The organism is Microvirga medicaginis (assembly GCF_052658925.1).
Window position 1 is genome coordinate 96,814 of sequence record NZ_JBQWEL010000015.1, and the last position, 15,777, is coordinate 112,590.

13 protein-coding genes and 1 pseudogene are annotated in these 15,777 nt (G+C 60.5%); 4 read left to right on the forward strand and 10 right to left on the reverse strand.

The annotated features are described in order from the left end of the window. Nucleotides 1-145: 145 nt before the first annotated feature. From ACUXUR_RS18465 to ACUXUR_RS18475, 3 genes are read left to right on the forward strand one after another with little or no spacing between them, the layout of a single operon-like run. Nucleotides 146-1,810: a hypothetical protein gene (locus ACUXUR_RS18465; protein WP_445503809.1), complete on the forward strand. Its 1,665-nt coding sequence runs from the start codon at nt 146-148 to the stop codon at nt 1,808-1,810. A 20-nt stretch (nt 1,811-1,830) separates the two neighbouring features. After that, a complete protein-coding gene (locus tag ACUXUR_RS18470; RefSeq protein ID WP_445503810.1) occupies nt 1,831-2,817 on the forward strand; it encodes a hypothetical protein in 987 nt (328 codons plus the stop codon). Further along, nucleotides 2,817-3,191 carry a M67 family metallopeptidase gene (locus ACUXUR_RS18475; protein ID WP_445503811.1) on the forward strand — a complete coding sequence of 125 codons (375 nt, stop codon included), beginning with the start codon at nt 2,817-2,819 and terminating at the stop codon, nt 3,189-3,191. The genes ACUXUR_RS18470 and ACUXUR_RS18475 overlap by 1 nt, the downstream gene beginning before the upstream one ends. 87 nt (nt 3,192-3,278) lie before the next feature. On the opposite strand, the pseudogene ACUXUR_RS18480 reads toward ACUXUR_RS18475, so the two are convergent. The 10 genes and pseudogenes from ACUXUR_RS18480 to ACUXUR_RS18525 form a co-directional block, all read right to left on the reverse strand. Continuing rightward, nucleotides 3,279-3,977: pseudogene (locus tag ACUXUR_RS18480) on the reverse strand (IS6 family transposase). Nucleotides 3,978-4,098: 121 nt separating this feature from the next. Beyond that, nucleotides 4,099-6,561 (reverse strand): putative bifunctional diguanylate cyclase/phosphodiesterase, encoded by a 2,463-nt coding sequence (locus ACUXUR_RS18485; protein WP_445503812.1) that lies wholly within the window; start codon nt 6,559-6,561, stop codon nt 4,099-4,101. A 289-nt stretch (nt 6,562-6,850) separates the two neighbouring features. Continuing rightward, entirely contained in the window at nt 6,851-7,915 is a 1,065-nt protein-coding gene (locus ACUXUR_RS18490) for a methyl-accepting chemotaxis protein (RefSeq protein ID WP_445503845.1), read from the reverse strand. A gap of 157 nt (nt 7,916-8,072) precedes the next feature. Beyond that, nucleotides 8,073-9,365, reverse strand: coding sequence for an acetyl-CoA hydrolase/transferase family protein (locus ACUXUR_RS18495; protein ID WP_445503813.1), 1,293 nt, complete (start codon nt 9,363-9,365; stop codon nt 8,073-8,075). A gap of 10 nt (nt 9,366-9,375) precedes the next feature. After that, nucleotides 9,376-10,572: an acetyl-CoA C-acetyltransferase gene (locus ACUXUR_RS18500; RefSeq protein WP_445503814.1), complete on the reverse strand. Its 1,197-nt coding sequence runs from the start codon at nt 10,570-10,572 to the stop codon at nt 9,376-9,378. A gap of 25 nt (nt 10,573-10,597) precedes the next feature. Continuing rightward, nucleotides 10,598-11,512 (reverse strand): SDR family NAD(P)-dependent oxidoreductase, encoded by a 915-nt coding sequence (locus tag ACUXUR_RS18505; RefSeq protein ID WP_445503846.1) that lies wholly within the window; start codon nt 11,510-11,512, stop codon nt 10,598-10,600. An 8-nt stretch (nt 11,513-11,520) separates the two neighbouring features. Further along, on the reverse strand, nt 11,521-12,678 hold the full coding sequence (locus ACUXUR_RS18510) for an acyl-CoA dehydrogenase family protein (protein ID WP_445503815.1): 1,158 nt from the start codon (nt 12,676-12,678) through the stop codon (nt 11,521-11,523). A gap of 27 nt (nt 12,679-12,705) precedes the next feature. Next, the gene (locus tag ACUXUR_RS18515; RefSeq protein ID WP_445503816.1) at nt 12,706-13,092 is read right to left on the reverse strand and encodes a MaoC family dehydratase; all 387 of its coding nucleotides are present in this window, start codon (nt 13,090-13,092) and stop codon (nt 12,706-12,708) included. 50 nt (nt 13,093-13,142) lie between these two features. Continuing rightward, nucleotides 13,143-13,547 (reverse strand): hotdog family protein, encoded by a 405-nt coding sequence (locus tag ACUXUR_RS18520; protein ID WP_445503817.1) that lies wholly within the window; start codon nt 13,545-13,547, stop codon nt 13,143-13,145. Beyond that, nucleotides 13,544-14,590: an IclR family transcriptional regulator gene (locus ACUXUR_RS18525; protein ID WP_445503818.1), complete on the reverse strand. Its 1,047-nt coding sequence runs from the start codon at nt 14,588-14,590 to the stop codon at nt 13,544-13,546. Before ACUXUR_RS18525 ends, ACUXUR_RS18520 begins: the two co-directional genes overlap by 4 nt. On the opposite strand from ACUXUR_RS18525, the gene ACUXUR_RS18530 reads away from it, so the two are divergent. Further along, nucleotides 14,535-15,758 carry a CaiB/BaiF CoA transferase family protein gene (locus ACUXUR_RS18530; protein ID WP_445503819.1) on the forward strand — a complete coding sequence of 408 codons (1,224 nt, stop codon included), beginning with the start codon at nt 14,535-14,537 and terminating at the stop codon, nt 15,756-15,758. The two genes, ACUXUR_RS18525 and ACUXUR_RS18530, sit on opposite strands and share 56 nt — an antisense overlap. The last annotated feature ends 19 nt before the right edge of the window (nt 15,759-15,777 follow it).

The window sequence follows — 15,777 nt, forward strand, 5'->3', positions numbered from 1 at the left end:
CAGATTCGGAGTACAAGACGAACACCTTCTGTATTGGAGTTTCCGTCCTGCTTTATAGGCGGACAGGTATTTAGGCATCGCGTGAACTATACTTCTGCCTCTTATCCGATCTGATGGTACGACGGACTTGAATGAGGAGAGTTGCATGCTTGAATCATTTACCAAAAACGTTATTCCGGATGCGCTGGTTCGCCCCCAGAAGAAGGGTGTATGGAATTCGTCAATTGACCGGGATCCGACCCTATCGATGGTTCTGGACCTGATAGACCTGAATGAGGCCAGCGGCGGCTACGATTTTCTTCTCCAGGTCACCAACCCTGTCTGCGCTGAGGTCGCCTTCAGTTCTCTTAAGCTCAACTGGATATCCAGTAGGATCGACGGTCAGGCAATCGCAGCGCTGCGTGCATCGGGCAGGTCGCCCGTGTCGGCAGCCCTGCAGACAGTCATCGCTCCGCAGGCACCAGCCAGTAGCGCCGGCACAGACATCGTCATTCTATTCAGCCAGAAAGACATACTTTTCGACTCCCAAACGGCTTGCCGGATCCGTGCCAATGCCCGGATTTTACTTGGCAAACTTGTCAGGGTTCCCTCTGAACCGCCACTCGTGCAAGATTCGTTATTGGGCGAGACAGTACAGCGCCTCGGTACTGAGGTCCTACGTCGTCGAGAGCAAGTCGCGGGCGATTTTTTCCAATCCGCTATCGGTGATGATCTGCAGCAATCAGCTGTTGGCCGGATGGCTCCCACCGCGCAAAATTCGGCACCGCCGGTCATGCGAGTGGCGAGCGGCACGCAAGCGAACTGGATGGGCGATAACAACTTCTTTTTGCCTACCGAAGCAGAGGCTCTCCTACCGAAGCGTATTGACCTCGGCAATCGGCAGTGGCTCGACGTGGCTGCCTGGCTGGGCGGTGCCGTCCTAGAGATCGGAGCCCCGTTCGGTGCTGACGGCGATCAGGCTTCCGCAACAATCCGGGTCTCGGCAGATATCAGCGCCAGCGATGCCACGTACTCTGATTTCTCTCAGGATGCCGAATTGCTGCTATCCGCGTCCGACCCGGTCGGCCTCGTGGCGTTGACGACCAGTCGAATTCGTGAGCGTGGGCAGGTCGCCTTGGTCAATGAGATCTCGCTGGTCGGCGGCCCAGCCTCGGCGCGTGTCAATAATCTTTCACAACTGAAGCCGGCGGCGTTTCCGTGCGGGCAAAGCGCATGCCCGCTCTCGATAGGAGCTAGCATCGTTGCATGGCACGTCGGCGCCCCGACAGCGGTAAGATTCGTCGGAAACTCGGGCTATGGCGTGCTTTGGAGTGAAGAGGCATTTGAGATGCTTATGCGGTATTGTTGGGAAAACCGCTATTTTCCGCGTACCGTCACGCAGGCAGTGCCAATAAAGGTGATGGTTAACGGAAGTGAACAGCAGGCCACCGGAATATCCGATATCAAGCTCGATACCTTGAACGACGTGTTCCTCAAGTACGATGCGAATAGCCGCACTGACGCGCTACACATGTTCGGCAGCGCGCAGGTGGTGCCACAGCGCGTCGATCTTGCTGATGGGACCAAAGTAGTACCTGCCGGTCCCAACGACCCAATCTTTGCACCGGGGCCGTCGAGGCCTTGGTACGTGACTGCGACGCTGACAGAGCAGTCGCCCACCGGAGCAAGCGCTGACATCATCGAATTTCAGCGTAAAGTCACGTATGGAACGACAAGCCGGCTCGGCCGTCCCTTTACCGAAGGCGGCGGTACTGTTTTCTACAGCCGCATCTCGGGATTCTCGAAACGAATCTTGGTGCTCGCCGAGTGAACCTTGATCAGGAGATCAGCATGGTGGCCAAAATACAGGATCGCAATGTCGTCATAGGCCCCGTTCCATCCACCCCGAAGCGTAGAGCCACTCACGCTGAACTTGCTGACGTCGCCCTACTTGATGACGCCGCCCTCCGACTCGGACGCTCCGGCAAAGCAGCATTCGAGTACTTTCTGCACTTGGATGCGCTGCGCGCCGTCGCTGAGGATCTTGGTCATGCTGCATTGGCCGAGCGCGCGGCGCGGGCGGAACTGCATACGCGGGTCACGCTGAGTGCCGGCGTCGATGCCCTCAATGAGTTGCAGGATCTTGGAATGCTTCAGGATGCGGTACGCGCTGCGCTCAAAAAACCTAAGATAGTCAATGGTACTGAATTGCCTGAACTCGTCCGGCGTGCTGCCTCCATTCTGAGTGATCGCTACCCGGGTCAGGATTGGAGATGGCTCACCAACGCCACCGACCAGCTTGCCGACATCCGAGTCCATATCAAACCGATTGGTGAACGACTGGACGTCACGGTCACCCAAGGTGAGCAGGTGACCACCATGTCGATCAGGCCAGAAGACGGCTTGCGCGTGGACGTATCGGCATTTTTCTCGGAGGGTAGCAGCCAGTTCATCGTTGGAGCCAACCCGTTTTTCGCACCTACCGCAGAAGAGCCGGATGCTCTTAGTGCCTATGACACTGCGATCGGCGGCCTCGCATTTGCCCGCGAGTGGGTGTACCAGCATGCGCGAAACGCTGCAGAGAGCGGAGCGCCAGCCCGCGCCGGCGGTATAGCGCCTCTGATTATCGTAGTGATTGTCGTGGCAGTAATGGCCCTTGTAGTTGGAGGAATTCAGTACATTATATGCAAGGTAGATAACGATGAGAGTGCTTGTACGCTCTCCTATATTCTCGGGTTAATCGGAAATATCCTTTTGGGCATTGCTGGGGGGGGCGAAGCCAAAGACGGCGGAACGGGATCTTCTGGATCTAAACTGTCATTCGGTACGAACCCGTGATGAATCATGTCGATAAGACCTTCGCTTTGGCAGATGATGCGCTGGCTGCTATAGCCGCTTGCCAGCGAGCTTCAGGAAGAAGAGAGATTTGCGGGTTGTGCGCCGAGGATCCAAGTGGCGCCCAACATTTTCTGGCGCTCAACAACCATGAATATGACCCGAGTAGGTTTGAAACGGTGGCTGCTGATGAGGCGGTCTTGCGCGGGATCGCCCATAGACTCGAGTGGCGTATTTTGGCATTTGTACACACCCATCTTTGTGGCAGCCCAGAACTAAGTAAGCATGACATGCAGTCATTTCGAAATGACCTGCTACCCTGGGTTATTGTCGCTATTGAAGGAGATTGCATCCAGCAGCGCACATTCGCGCAGTAGGAGAGCATGAGGATCGTGGGGCAACCAGGTGGTTCCATCGCAAATCTGCAGTAGGGACGAGAAAGTGGAAGGAGGCTCGTGAGGTGCTCATGCGGCGAGCAGATTGAACTGCTCGGCAAGTGATGGCAGCCGGTTAAGGGCATACTTCGCCTGGTGTTTGCGCATCATCTGGATCAATTCGACTCCACCCAGGATGATGCGAGCAGTGTTAACCGTCTGAAAGCCGAGCATGGGCCCAACCCGCTGCTTAATCCGGCGATGATCCTGCTCAATGCGGTTATTCAAATAGGCACTTTGTCGGATGCGAATGGGTTGCAGAGGACGTCTTGGGCGCTCCTGCAAACGGTCCTCGGCATCACACGATAGGATCGCCTCGCGGTTAGTCTGGCTGCCGTCGATGACAATCCCCTCAGGCCGGCCATGCCGCTTGAGGGCCTTGCGCAAGAAGCGCTTGGCGGCAGGTAGATTGCGCCGTTCGCTGAACAAGAACTCGACGGAGTCACCATTGCTGTCGATGGCCCGGTAAAGGTACATCTAGCGACCTCTGACCTTGATGTATGTCTCGTCAGCGTGCCACTTGCCGGTAACGGCTCACTTAAGTGCACTGAAGCGCATCAGAAGTTCGGGCGAGTACCGGACCGTCCATCTGTGAATGGTCGCGTGATCGACCGAGATGCCGCGCTCAGCCATCATCTCCTCAAGATTTGGCAGGCTCAGATTGTAAGCCAGATACCACCGGACGCAGAGCAGGATCACTGAGCGATCAAAATGGCGGCCTTTAAACATTTGAACCTCCGAAGTTTGCCGGAGGCGCAGGCCAAACTAAGTTACTGAACCGTTTGCGACGGGACCATAGCGGATCTTCGCTGTTCCTATGCCACAGCCGTGCTGCTAGCCGGCCGGACCCCTAGGTCGCTATCTCGATGTTATAAGGTCGCCAGGTCGCAAGGGTTTGCCGCAGCTCAACTGCAGGAACCGGGCGGCTCAGTAAGTAGCCTTGGACCTCATCGCATCCATCTGCCTTGAGGAGTTGAAGCTGCTCGATCGATTCGATACCTTCCGCAACCGTCATGTTGCCGAGGCTCCTGCCCAGACCTTTTATGGCGCGAATGATGGCCGTTGAGTGCTTGTTCTCTCCAAGCTCACGCACGAAGGAGCGGTCAATCTTGATCTTGTCGAAGGGAAAGGCTCTCAGATAGCTCAACGAGGAGTACCCAGTGCCAAAGTCGTCCATGGCAATGCGCACTCCGAGGGCTCGCAACTGGTGGAGGGCGGACATAGTTGTTTCGTTCTTGAGGAGCAGGACCGACTCGGTGATCTCCAGCTCAAGCCGCTCGGGATTGAGAGCCGAGCGGGAGAGCGTTGACCGAACACAATCGACCAGTTTCCCGCTGTTGAACTGTGCGGGAGAGAGGTTGACGGCGACTTTGATATGTTCGGGCCACGTGGCGGCCTCGCGGCATGCCCGGTCGAGTACCCATTCGCCGATGGGCTCGATCAGGCCGATATCTTCGGCCAGCGGGACGAATTCCGCCGGTGAAACATATCCGTGCACCGGGTGGCGCCAGCGCAGCAGGGCTTCGCACCCACTGATCCTACCCTCTTGCAGGCTTACGATCGGCTGATAATGAACGTCGAGCTGCCCTTCCGTGAAAGCCTGGCGAAGGTCCTGCTCCATGACCTGCCTGGCCTGCAGGCGGTTGTCCATCTCAACGTTGAACAGGCGGTAGGTCCGTCCCCCCTTGGCCTTCGCGCAGTAAAGCGCCATGTCAGCGTTTCGTAACAGAACGTCTGTCGTCGTGCCGTCCGCTGGAGCAATCGCGATCCCCACACTCGCTCCGCTCACGATCTGCTGTCTTTGAATCACAAATGGCTTGTTGAAGGCGTCGACCACGCGGTCGGCGAGGGCAACTATATTCTGGCGGCCCTCCGCGTTGAAATGAAGAATGGCGAACTCATCGCCCCCTAAGCGCGCGACGAGATCACCATCCGGCAGGCAGTGTTGCAGGCGGCTCGCAGCCTCGCGCAGGAACTCGTCGCCAGCGGGATGGCCCAGAGTGTCGTTGACCAGTTTGAGGTTGTCGAGATCGAGACACAATAGCCCCAGTTCGCCGCCATGGTGCCGGATGTGAGCCAGCGCCGCTTCGAGACGCTCACGGAATAGAATGCGATTGGGCAGATCCGTGAGGGCATCATGGTGAGCCATGTAGGCCACGCGGGCTTCGGCTTGGCGGCGCTCGGTTACATCGATCGCCGCCGTCAGCACTGCCGAGCGCCCTTCGAAAAGAATCGTTCGGGCGAAGGTATTCACCTCGATGAGGCTGCCATCGGCTTTCAGATGACGCCAGAGGCTGCTCAGGCCATTCACATCCGACAAGTGGTCGACCATCGAGCGAACGGCTTCCCACTCGTCACTCGGTCGGATATCTAACAGGGTCATTTCCTCGAAGCGCTCGCGCTGATATCCATAATGGGCGACCGCGGCGTCATTCACGCGTAGAATACGCAGGCTCTCCGGATCGAACAGCCACATGGGGATAGGATTACTCTCGAAGAGAAGCCGGGAGGATGCCTCGCGCGCCTTGACGTCGCTGATGTCTGCGAGGGTTATAGCGAGTAGATCGCCGATGCATCCAACCTCCACCTTGAAGTCGATATGCCTGCCGCTGATCGTCGGGTAGGTGAACTCAAATGAGCCCCTCCCGCCATCTCCGAGAATTTGAGCGAGGCGCTGCAGGCTGTTCGTTGCGGACAGGTTAGAAACGACGCTCGACAGACGCTGCAGGCACAAGTCGGACACAGGCCTCTGCAGCAGTCGCGCGGCTCCCTCATTCAGCGCCAGGATCGTGAAATCAGATACCTGTCCTTGGGAGTCGCGAACGGCACTGAGGGCCAGCATACCCTGATTGGTGGCGCGGAAGATGGCATCGACGAGGTCAAGGCGCGAAGTAACTCCCTCGATGAAGAGGAGGACGAACGGGACGCCCTGCCGGCTTGCGAGGGGGAGTGCAAGAAGGCCGGTGCTCTCGATTGTGCCCTGGCGGGCGCGAATACAGTGGATCGTCGCCGGGATCTGTGATTGAAGAGCGTTGTGAGTGATCTCGCGAACACCATGCGCGATGTCGGCCGGTAGCCTCTCAATCTCAAGGCTCTGAATCTCTTGGCCGAGCCAACGCTCGAAGCGAGTGCCTCCCCAGAGAATTGCCAAGGGCTCATAGCCGCTTGTGGCGACGAGGGCGGTGTTGTCGGCGTGACGACCGAGTCCGCCAAGGACCATGTCCTCGTAGGAGGGTAGGCTTCCAGGTACCGTCCGCAGGGCGTGCCAGCGCTGCTGCAGGGCTGTCGCTCCGTCGACCCCGTCGGTGTCCACGAAGATCGTGTGCTGAGAGGGCCGCGCCGATCCACTTCTGGTTTGGGAGACGGTGTCCCGAAGGTCGCTTGGCAGTCCGAACGGATCTGTGCCTTTACTCAACCCAAACAAGATTTCTGCCCTTCGAATTGCCCGCTCAAACCGGCGAGCGCCCGGCCATATTCAACTTCCGCTACGGCGGCTAAACGCCTTACGTGTCAGTTCCATGACATCGGCTGGGTTATGCTTTCAGATAGTTAATCCCAGCAAACGAACACTTGCTCGACTGTCAGAGATCTCAGGGAACAGATCATGCAGCTCTCACACGGGCCAGGAACCCGGCTATCTCATTGCCAAGCTTGTGCGAGATGTCTGCAAGATGGGTCGAAACCTCCAGAACTTTCTCCGCCGTGGCTCTGCTCGACGCCGCTGCTGTTCGCACCGATGCAATCCCACTTGCCATCTCATGGGTAGCGGAGGCGGCGCCCACAATGCCCCCGGCGATCTGCTGTGCGGCCTTCTGCTGCTCGTCCGCTGCGGCTGCAATGTCATTCGCGATGGAGTTGATTTCCCGGATCGTCTGCCCGGTTTTGGCAATTGCTTGCACGGTCGCATCCGCTGCGCTCTGAATGGTGCGGATCTGCTCAGAGATCTGATCCGTCGCTCGGCTTGTCTGACCTGCCAACTCTTTTACTTCATGGGCGACAACGGCAAATCCGCGGCCTGAGGCACCGGCCCTGGCGGCTTCGATGGTGGCATTGAGGGCCAGGAGATTGGTCTGGGCGGCGATGTTGGCGATGAGTTCGACGATCGAGCCAATGTGGTTTGTTGCGTCGGTCAGAGAGCGGGCCGTCATGTCGGTTCTAGAAAGGTCGGAAAGTGCGCTCGTTGCTATCGTGACAGCGCCTTTGACCTGCTCATCGATGCTGCGGGCTGAATTGGACAGCGCTTTGGTCGCCTGCTCCGTTGACTTGACCTCGGCCGAAGCATGCTCCGCTCCAACGGCAACACTCATGGCCTGGTCCGTTGTGGTCTGCGCATTGTCTCTCATGGAGCGGGAAACCTGGTCCATCTGCCCAGCAGCCCGGGCGAGGTCCTCGGTTACCTGGCGCACGCGGTGCTCGAAGGCAGCGGCATTGCGTTCGAGGCGAGCGCCCCGCTCGTCGCTTTCAGCCATACTGGCTGCGGCCTGCTGATCGTTGGACCGCTTGTCGCGCAGGGCTTGCTGGAAAGTCGCGATGGATGAGGCCATCGCGCCAATCTCGTCCCGGCGCCTCAGGAAAGAAACCGTTACATCAAGATTGTGATCGGCCAGTGCCGCCATGACGTGCTGCAGGGATTGGAGCGGACGCTGGATTTGAACGGTGGCAATCAGTGCAACTTGTTAAGCGAGCCCGGCTGCTGGTCCATTTGGTCCGGTAGTATTCGACCGCCTAAGTGATGTCGAAATCCGTGATATCCGCCTCTTTCCGCTCCGTCGGCTAGTGCGGAATGTAGGTCGCGATCCTCGGCTGCATTCCGCGTGTGCCCCTCTAACTGTGTCTGCGAGGCGGTAGCACCCCAGGCGGATTGTCGAGGTCGGTGTCAACGCAGAATCGTAGTTCGTCGCGAAACTCAGGAGCCGCGATCCCAATAAGCCTGCTGGCGCGCTCCGCCAGTGACAGGCCACGTAAATCGGCCACGCCGTGTTCGGTGACGATGATCGCCGCATCGGCCCTGCCGATGGTTGCCGGGCCTGCCAGCCTTGTCACGATCCGACTGCAACGCCGCCCCTTCACCTCCACCGTCGAAGGTAGGGCCACGATGGGTAGGCCGCGCTGCGACGCCCTGGCTCCTCGCAGGAAATCGAGAGCGCCGCCGACCGCCCCGACATATCGGCCGCCGACGATCTCAGTATTCATTTGGCCGGAGAGATCAACCTCAAGAGCGGAGTTAATGGCGGTGAATTTGGGTAGAGACGCGAGCGTCCTTAGGGCATGCGTGACCGCGATCGGCCGCAATGCGATCGCCGAGTTCAAATGGGCAAAATCGAATAACCCTTTGCTCCCCAGCAGTGTCCCTGTCACCGACAGACCCGCATCGAAGGGTTTCCGCGCATTGTTGATCGCGCCGGATTGCATCAACCGCATCGCGCCATCACCCATAACGCCCGTATGCAGTCCGAGATCTCGGCGATCTGTTAGCAGGTCTGCCACGCAATCCGGCAAGGCTCCCAGCCCGAGCTGCAATGTGGCTCCATCCTCGACAAGAGAAGCGACGTGAGCGGCGATCGCACGCTCGACCGCGCTCGGAGCCCCTTTCGTCATTTCTGGAAGGGGTCGATCCGTCCTAACGACGAAGTCGATGTTGTGGCCCTCGATCTCGGCCGATGTAAAAGGCGCCTGACGGTTTACCTCCGCGATGACCACCCGCGCCGAACTGGCAAGTGCGTCGACATAGTCACTGGCGCAGGAAAGACTGAAGCGGCCGCCCTGCGGATGCTCAGCGACCTGAAGCAGCAAGACGTCGACCCTTTCACACAGCACTGACGGCAGGTCCGAATAGTGGATCGGCAGAATGTCGATCGCTCCTGCTGCCGCCAGTTGTCTGTTGGTCCCCGTCCCGCAGAAGGAAGTGAACCGCACGCGATCCGCGTGAGCTGGATCGTTCGTTTCGGCGAGGCTGATCCCGATGAATGCCGAGAACCCGCCGATCCTGTCCCGTTGGGCCATCAGGCGGCGGGTCAGCGCGAGCGGCTCCGCTGATGCCTGCCCCCAACAAACCAGATCGCCGGCTCGGACGAACGAGGTGAAATCAAGCGCATCCAGAGCGATTGTCTGCGGCATGTGGGAATACTCAGGCCCGCTCGAAGATCGCTGCGGCGCCCTGACCGCCGCCAATGCACATCGTCTCAAGCCCGAAGCGAAGGCCGCTGCGCTTCATCTCGTGAATCAGTGTCGTCATAATACGCACGCCGGTCGCACCAATAGGATGACCGAGCGAAATGCCCGAACCGTTCACATTCACACGATCTGGATCAATTCCCTGCCAAGACTGGAGCACAGAAAGAACCTGGCACGCGAAGGCCTCGTTGATCTCAATGAGATCCATGTCGTTCACCGACAGGCCAGTTCGGCGCATCAGTCGTTCGGTCGCCGGAACCGGGCCTATTCCCATTTCCGATGGCTCACAACCGGCAGCGGCCCAGCCCACCAAGAATGCGTCCGGCGTTAGTCTGAGCGAAGCCAGTTTGTCCTCGGCGACGATGAGGCAGGCAGCCGCGGCATCGTTCTGCTGAGCCGCATTGCCTGCCGTCACCGTGCCCCCAGGCTGAATGGGGCGCAGCTTGGAAAGCGACTCCGCGGTCGTGTCGGCGCGAATACCCTCGTCTTGGACGACGACGATGGCATCGCCGCGTTTCTGCGGTACGCTGACGGGCACGACTTCAGCGGCCATCCGCCCATCCGCCCAAGCTGCCGCTGCCCGCTGCTGGCTCCGCGCGGCATAGGCATCCGCGGCCTCACGCGAGATCGCATATTTGCGGGCGAGGTTCTCTGCGGTCTCGATCATCCCGGAAATGTACCCGAAGCGGTGTTCGGGCTGAGAGCGCTCACGGCCCCGCTCCAGACGATCGTAAAGAACAGGCGAGCCCGAGCGCGTTCCCCAGCGGACGCCAGTCGTGTAATGCTCGATGTTGCTCATACTCTCGACGCCGCCGGCGATGACGACGTCGCAGGCCCCAGTCTGCACCATCATCGCCGCCGTCGCGATGGACTGCAGACCACCGCCGCAGCGACGGTCGAGCTGCATTCCCGGCACGCCAACGGGCAGTCCGGCTTCGAGGGCTATCCAGCGCCCGACACAGGGTGTTTCAGAATTGGCGTAGGATTGGGCGAAAACGACGTCTTCGACCAAATCGGGATCAAGCCCCGTCCTGTCGAGGAGAGCTTTGACGACTGTGGCTCCTAGGTGCTCGACCGGCACCTCCTTCAGGGCTCCGCCGAAGCGGCCGACGGGGGTGCGGAGTGGACTGACTATCGCTGCGCGACGCATTGCGAGAACTCCTTGCGCGACCGGCTTAAACCGGATCCCAGGTGAAAACGTCCGACGACACGTCGAGGCGATGGAAGCTCGCCGAAAGCGCCGGCATTGCGTGATCCGCGATCTGCTCCGGGGTCCAGCCCTGCTCGCGCTGCACCGAACGCATCGGTCTCGGCTGGCTGAACAGGAAGATCTCGTTGTTGCGTACGCTGAAGATCTGGCCGGTGACCGCCGCCGCTCGGTCTGAAAGCAAATAGACCGCCAGCGGCGCAACTTTAGCCGGCGTCATCTGCTGGAGACGGGTGACGCGGGCCTCCTGCTCGGGCGAGTCCACTTTGATTGAGCTGATCATCCGGCTCCACGCAAAGGGCGCGATGCAGTTGGAGCGGACGCCGAAGCGCTGCATGTCGAGCGCAATCGACTTCGACAATCCGACGATGCCAAGCTTGGCGGCCGAATAATTCGCCTGGGCCAGATTGCCAATGAGGCCGGACGTCGAGGTCATGTGGACCAGGCTACCCGATTGCTGTGCCTTGAAGATTGCGGCAGCGGCCCGACTGACGTTAAAGCTGCCGTAGAGATGCACCTTGAGGACGGAGTCCCACTCTTCTTCGGTCATCTTATGGAAGAAAGCGTCGCGCAGAATGCCGGCGTTGTTGACGACGCCGTCGAGGCGGCCAAACGCATCGATTGCGGCCTGTACGATGCGCTGGGCCCCCACCGGATCGGCGACGCTGTCGAGGCTGGCGACGGCCTCCCCGCCGCTCTCGCGGATTTCCTGCACCACGCGCTCGGCAGGGCCGTCGTCGTGTCCTTGGCCGTCAAGTCTGGCGCCGATGTCGTTGACGACAACTTTGGCGCCATTCACTCCGGCCATCAGAGCGATGTCGCGGCCGATGCCCCCGCCAGCGCCTGTGACGACGATTACCTTGCCATCGAGCATTTTCTTCACGGTCATCGTCATGCCCCCTTCAGAACCTGGCGTGCGATGAGCAGTTGCTGAATCTGGCTGGTGCCTTCGTAGATCCGCAGCAGGCGCACATCGCGATAAAAGCGTTCGACCGCGTATTCGCTCATGTAGCCGGCGCCGCCATGCACCTGGACAGCACGGTCGGCGACGCGACCGACGGCCTCGGTGGCGAAGTACTTCGCGGCGGAGGCCTCGGTCCGCGCAGCACCCTCTCGGTCGTAAATCGCGGCTGTCTGCTCCACCAGTGCCTTGGCGGCGAGGTATTCGGTGTGGCTGTCGGCGATCATTGCCTGGATGAGCTGATACTCGGCAATCGGCTTGCCGAACTGGCGGCGTTCGCGGGCGAAGCCGACCATTTCGGCGATCAAGCGGTCGCACATGCCGGTGGCGAGCGCTGCGATATGGATACGACCGCGGTCAAGCACGCGCATGGCGAGACGGAAGCCGCGCCCCGGCACGAGGCCGATGATTGCGCTGGCCGGGACACGAACGTTGTCGAACATCACGTCGGATGTCGTCGTGCCACGCTGACCCATCTTGCGGTCCTTCTTACCGATTGTCAGACCGGGTGCATCGCGCGGGACAAGAAAAGCAGTGATGGCGTCCGCGCCCGGTTTGTCGAATTCGGTACGGGCCATGACCGTGAACAGTCCGGCGCGCTGCGCGTTTGTGATATAGCGTTTGGTGCCCGTGATCACGTAGTCGTCGCCATCTCGGACGGCGCGTGTCGTCAGGCTAGCGGGGTCGGAACCGGTGTCGGGTTCAGTCAGAGCGAAGGCTGAAATCAGCTCGCCGCTTGCGAGCCTTGGCAGATAGGTCTGCTTCTGCTCCTCCGTTCCCTCGAAGATCAGCCCGCGCGCGCCGATGCCGATATTGGTCGCAAGGAGCGAGCGGAAGGCCAGCGCCGTATGGCCAAAAATCATGGCCAACTGCGTCTCCTGCCGCGCATTGAGGCCGATACCACCGTATTCGGGTGGGATCGTCAGGCCGAACAGCCCGAGTTCGCGCATCTCGGCAACGATCTCCTCAGGGACCTCATCCTCGATCTCAAGACGCATCTCATTCGGTATGAGCCGCTCGGTGACGAAGCGCTGGACCGTGTCCTTGAGCTGGCTGAATGTTTCGTCGTCGACCACGGGGTCAGTCATGTCGCGTTCGCTCCCTTGTTATAGTCGTCAGGCCTGTGGGCCGATTGTGCAGACGCCTTCTACGGCGCGCTCGCCGGCCTGCGTCTCGACGTAAATTTCGTAGGTCCCAGTCGCCGCATCGCAAAGGCTGCCGCCGGCCCGAACAGTGGAACCGACAGGAACCGGCCTGACGAAGCGCGCATCGATCTCGACATCCGCAGGAAGTGCGCCGAAGGTGCGCTCGATCGCTTCGATCACAAGGTTGAGTCCGAGTGTGCCGTGAATGATCGGCTTGCCGAATGCGGTCCCGGCGGCGAACTCAGGGTCGAGATGGATTGGATTGAAATCTTCGGTCAGCTCGGCATAGCGGAAGACGGCGTCCGGCCCTGCTGTCAGGCTGATGACCGCAAGTTCGCGCGGTAGCGTGGTGGTCATGAGCGTTTCCCTCCTTGCGCTCCTTGGTCGGCGCGCTTCCTGCGGCGCCATTATCTGGCCCAGATTGTGCGGATCTCACCTCTCAGGACGTCGGTGTCCCCGTTTCGGAGGGCGACGCCAAATGCCACCCAACGGCGCCCCTTGCGCATGTCCTTCCAGAGACAGGTCACTTCCGCATCGAGCCGGTCCCCGGGGCACGCAGGCTTACCGAAGAAAAGCTTCTGGCTTGCATGGATGTTGCCGGGCGGGCGCGGCTGAAACGCCGTCAGGTAGGCCTCCATCATCGCCGCCACGAGCACGCCGGACGGCACTCGCCCGGCGGTGCCCGGCTCGCCATAAATCGCAGCCCAATTGGCGAGGCGCGCGTCGTTCAGCGGGATGGAGAGGCGCCCCAACTCTAACCCGGGGCGGAAATCATCAAACACCCAGACAGGGGCAGAGGGCGTGTTCGTCATCGCGAGCCCCCTTGGTTGCGAGGAGCTGGCCGCCCTCCGGCCAAACGGCGCTCCGACTGCCGGACGCCGCGCGAAACGCCGAACAACGCTTCGCTGATCCAGTCGGCAGAGTCGCGCAAGTCCGCACCCAGTCGCTCGATGTTTTCTCGCGAAAGCTGGCCAGCGATGCTGATTCCGCTGATTCCGAGGCGGGGTTTGCCGGTCGGATCGGTCACGATCGCAGCCGCGATCTCAAGTCCAATGAAGAGTTGCCCGAAGTCGAAGGCGTAGCCGTCGCGCCGTGCCTTCTCCACATCCGCGGCATAGGCGTCGAAGCTCGGCGGTGCTTGCCATTGCAGCGTCTCGAAACGCGACTTCAACTCGTCTAGAGGCAGGTTGCGCAAGGCGGCGTAGCAGCGCCCGACGGCCCCGACATAGGTCGGCAGGCGCGAGCCGTCCGACATGTCAACGCGAACCGTGCGCGCGGTGGAGATACGGTCGACCAGGACGATGCGCTCGCCCTCTGTGATCTGCCAGAGACAGATCAAGCTGTTGTGTTCGCCGGAGAGCCGCTTGAGTTCCGGCCGAATGAGGTCGGCTTGGTTGGCACCTAGCAGGGGTACTGAGAGCTCCAGCACGCCCATGCCGATCCGGTAGGTCTTCGTCTCCGGATCGAAATCGACGAGCCGCTCGCTGGAGAGCGTCCGCAAGATGTTGAAACAGGTGCTGACGCTGACACCGGTTTCGCGTGCGATCACCGCGACCCCTGCCGGCTCGCTTAACTGCGCAAGCGATCTGAGAATCGAAACCGCGTTGGCGACGGCTCCGACGTTTTTTGGAAAGAGGTCTTGATCATGTGCGGCGCTCATGTATGAATGGCTTTCATAAGAACGTGAATGGCATTCAGTATTCAGAATGACTAGCACGTCGAAACCCGTGATGGGAAGCCCCCATCGCAGAAATCCAGGGTGAGGAAACGTGACGGTAAAGGCGCAGTCCGAGACGGATGTGAGATCAGCGAACGCTGCGGGTCGTATACCCGTCGGCCTGTCGGGCCTACGCATCCTGGATCTCGGCCGCTACATCGCGGCTCCCTTCTGTGCGGCTCTGCTGGCTGACCAGGGTGCCGAGGTGATTCGTGTCGAACCGCGGGTCGGTGCCCCTGACCGTGAGGTCATGCCGATCGGGCTCGAAGGGCGTGGCGCGCTCTATCTTCAGATGAACCGTAACAAGAAGTCACTCGCGCTCGATCTCGATGCACCGGAAGGCCGAGCCGCCTTCGAACGGCTGGTGGCCAGCTCCGATGCGGTAATCATAAACCTTCCTCCTGCGGCGCTGCGCCGGGCTCGCCTCGATTACGACAGTCTCAAGGCTTGCCGCTCGGACATCATTCTCACAACAATTTCTGCCTACGGACCCGAGGGAGATAGCCGGGATCGCATCGGCTTCGATGGGACGGGACAGGCGCTCAGCGGCGCGATGTCCCTGACCGGAACGGGTGAACGCCCGCTGCGGGCGGCAGTCTCCTATGTGGACTATGCCACCGGCATGTCTGCCGCCTTCGCGACAATGGCAGCGCTCTACGAGCGGCGTGTGACCGGCCGCGGCCAGCATGTCAGGACCTCACTGCTCGGCACGGCCCTGACCATGACCAATCCTATGCTCATCGAGGAGGCGGCGGGTACACGCAGCCGCAAGGCGATCGGCAACCGCAGCCCGATCGCAGGGCCTTCGGATCTCTTCACCACCCAAGACGGATGGGTCATGATTCAAGTGATCGGCGACGGCATGTTCCGTCGCTGGGCCCAGCTCCTCGGGCGTCAGGACCTGCTCTCTGATCCGCGCTTCATTTCGGACATCACACGCGGCGAACATGGCGAGGCGCTGAGTGCGGTCATGGCCGAATGGTGCGCTGCGCGCTCCACCGACGAGTGCCTCGAAGAGCTCGAAACAGCGAAAATTCCTGGCTGCCGCGTCCTGACGCCAGCCGAAGCGCTTGTCGCCAAGGAAAACGCCAGCGGCGGGTTCTTCTACGAAGAGCCTATCGCATGTGGCCGCGGCAGCGTGCCGATCGCATCCCGCGTCATACGCACCGCCGCGTCGGAGGTGTTCGGGCACCAACCCGCTCCGACACTCGGTGCCCATTCCGCAGAGCTGCTGGCAGCCCTCGGCTATGGCGCCGAAGAGGTTGCAAGCCTCACGGACGGAGCGTCAGTCACAGGACGGATCTGAAGAAAGAGCGTGGCATCGT

Excerpts from the sequence above, each read along its gene's own strand:
- ACUXUR_RS18465 (WP_445503809.1), top strand. The coding sequence starts at position 146 with ATGCTTGAATCATTTACCAAAAACGTTATTCCGGATGCGCTGGTTCGC.
- ACUXUR_RS18470 (WP_445503810.1), top strand. The coding sequence starts at position 1,831 with ATGGTGGCCAAAATACAGGATCGCAATGTCGTCATAGGCCCCGTTCCA.
- ACUXUR_RS18475 (WP_445503811.1), top strand. The coding sequence starts at position 2,817 with ATGAATCATGTCGATAAGACCTTCGCTTTGGCAGATGATGCGCTGGCT.
- ACUXUR_RS18495 (WP_445503813.1), bottom strand. The coding sequence starts at position 9,365 with ATGCCGCAGACAATCGCTCTGGATGCGCTTGATTTCACCTCGTTCGTC.
- ACUXUR_RS18500 (WP_445503814.1), bottom strand. The coding sequence starts at position 10,572 with ATGCGTCGCGCAGCGATAGTCAGTCCACTCCGCACCCCCGTCGGCCGC.
- ACUXUR_RS18510 (WP_445503815.1), bottom strand. The coding sequence starts at position 12,678 with ATGACTGACCCCGTGGTCGACGACGAAACATTCAGCCAGCTCAAGGAC.
- ACUXUR_RS18515 (WP_445503816.1), bottom strand. The coding sequence starts at position 13,092 with ATGACCACCACGCTACCGCGCGAACTTGCGGTCATCAGCCTGACAGCA.
- ACUXUR_RS18520 (WP_445503817.1), bottom strand. The coding sequence starts at position 13,547 with ATGACGAACACGCCCTCTGCCCCTGTCTGGGTGTTTGATGATTTCCGC.
- ACUXUR_RS18525 (WP_445503818.1), bottom strand. The coding sequence starts at position 14,590 with ATGCGTAGGCCCGACAGGCCGACGGGTATACGACCCGCAGCGTTCGCT.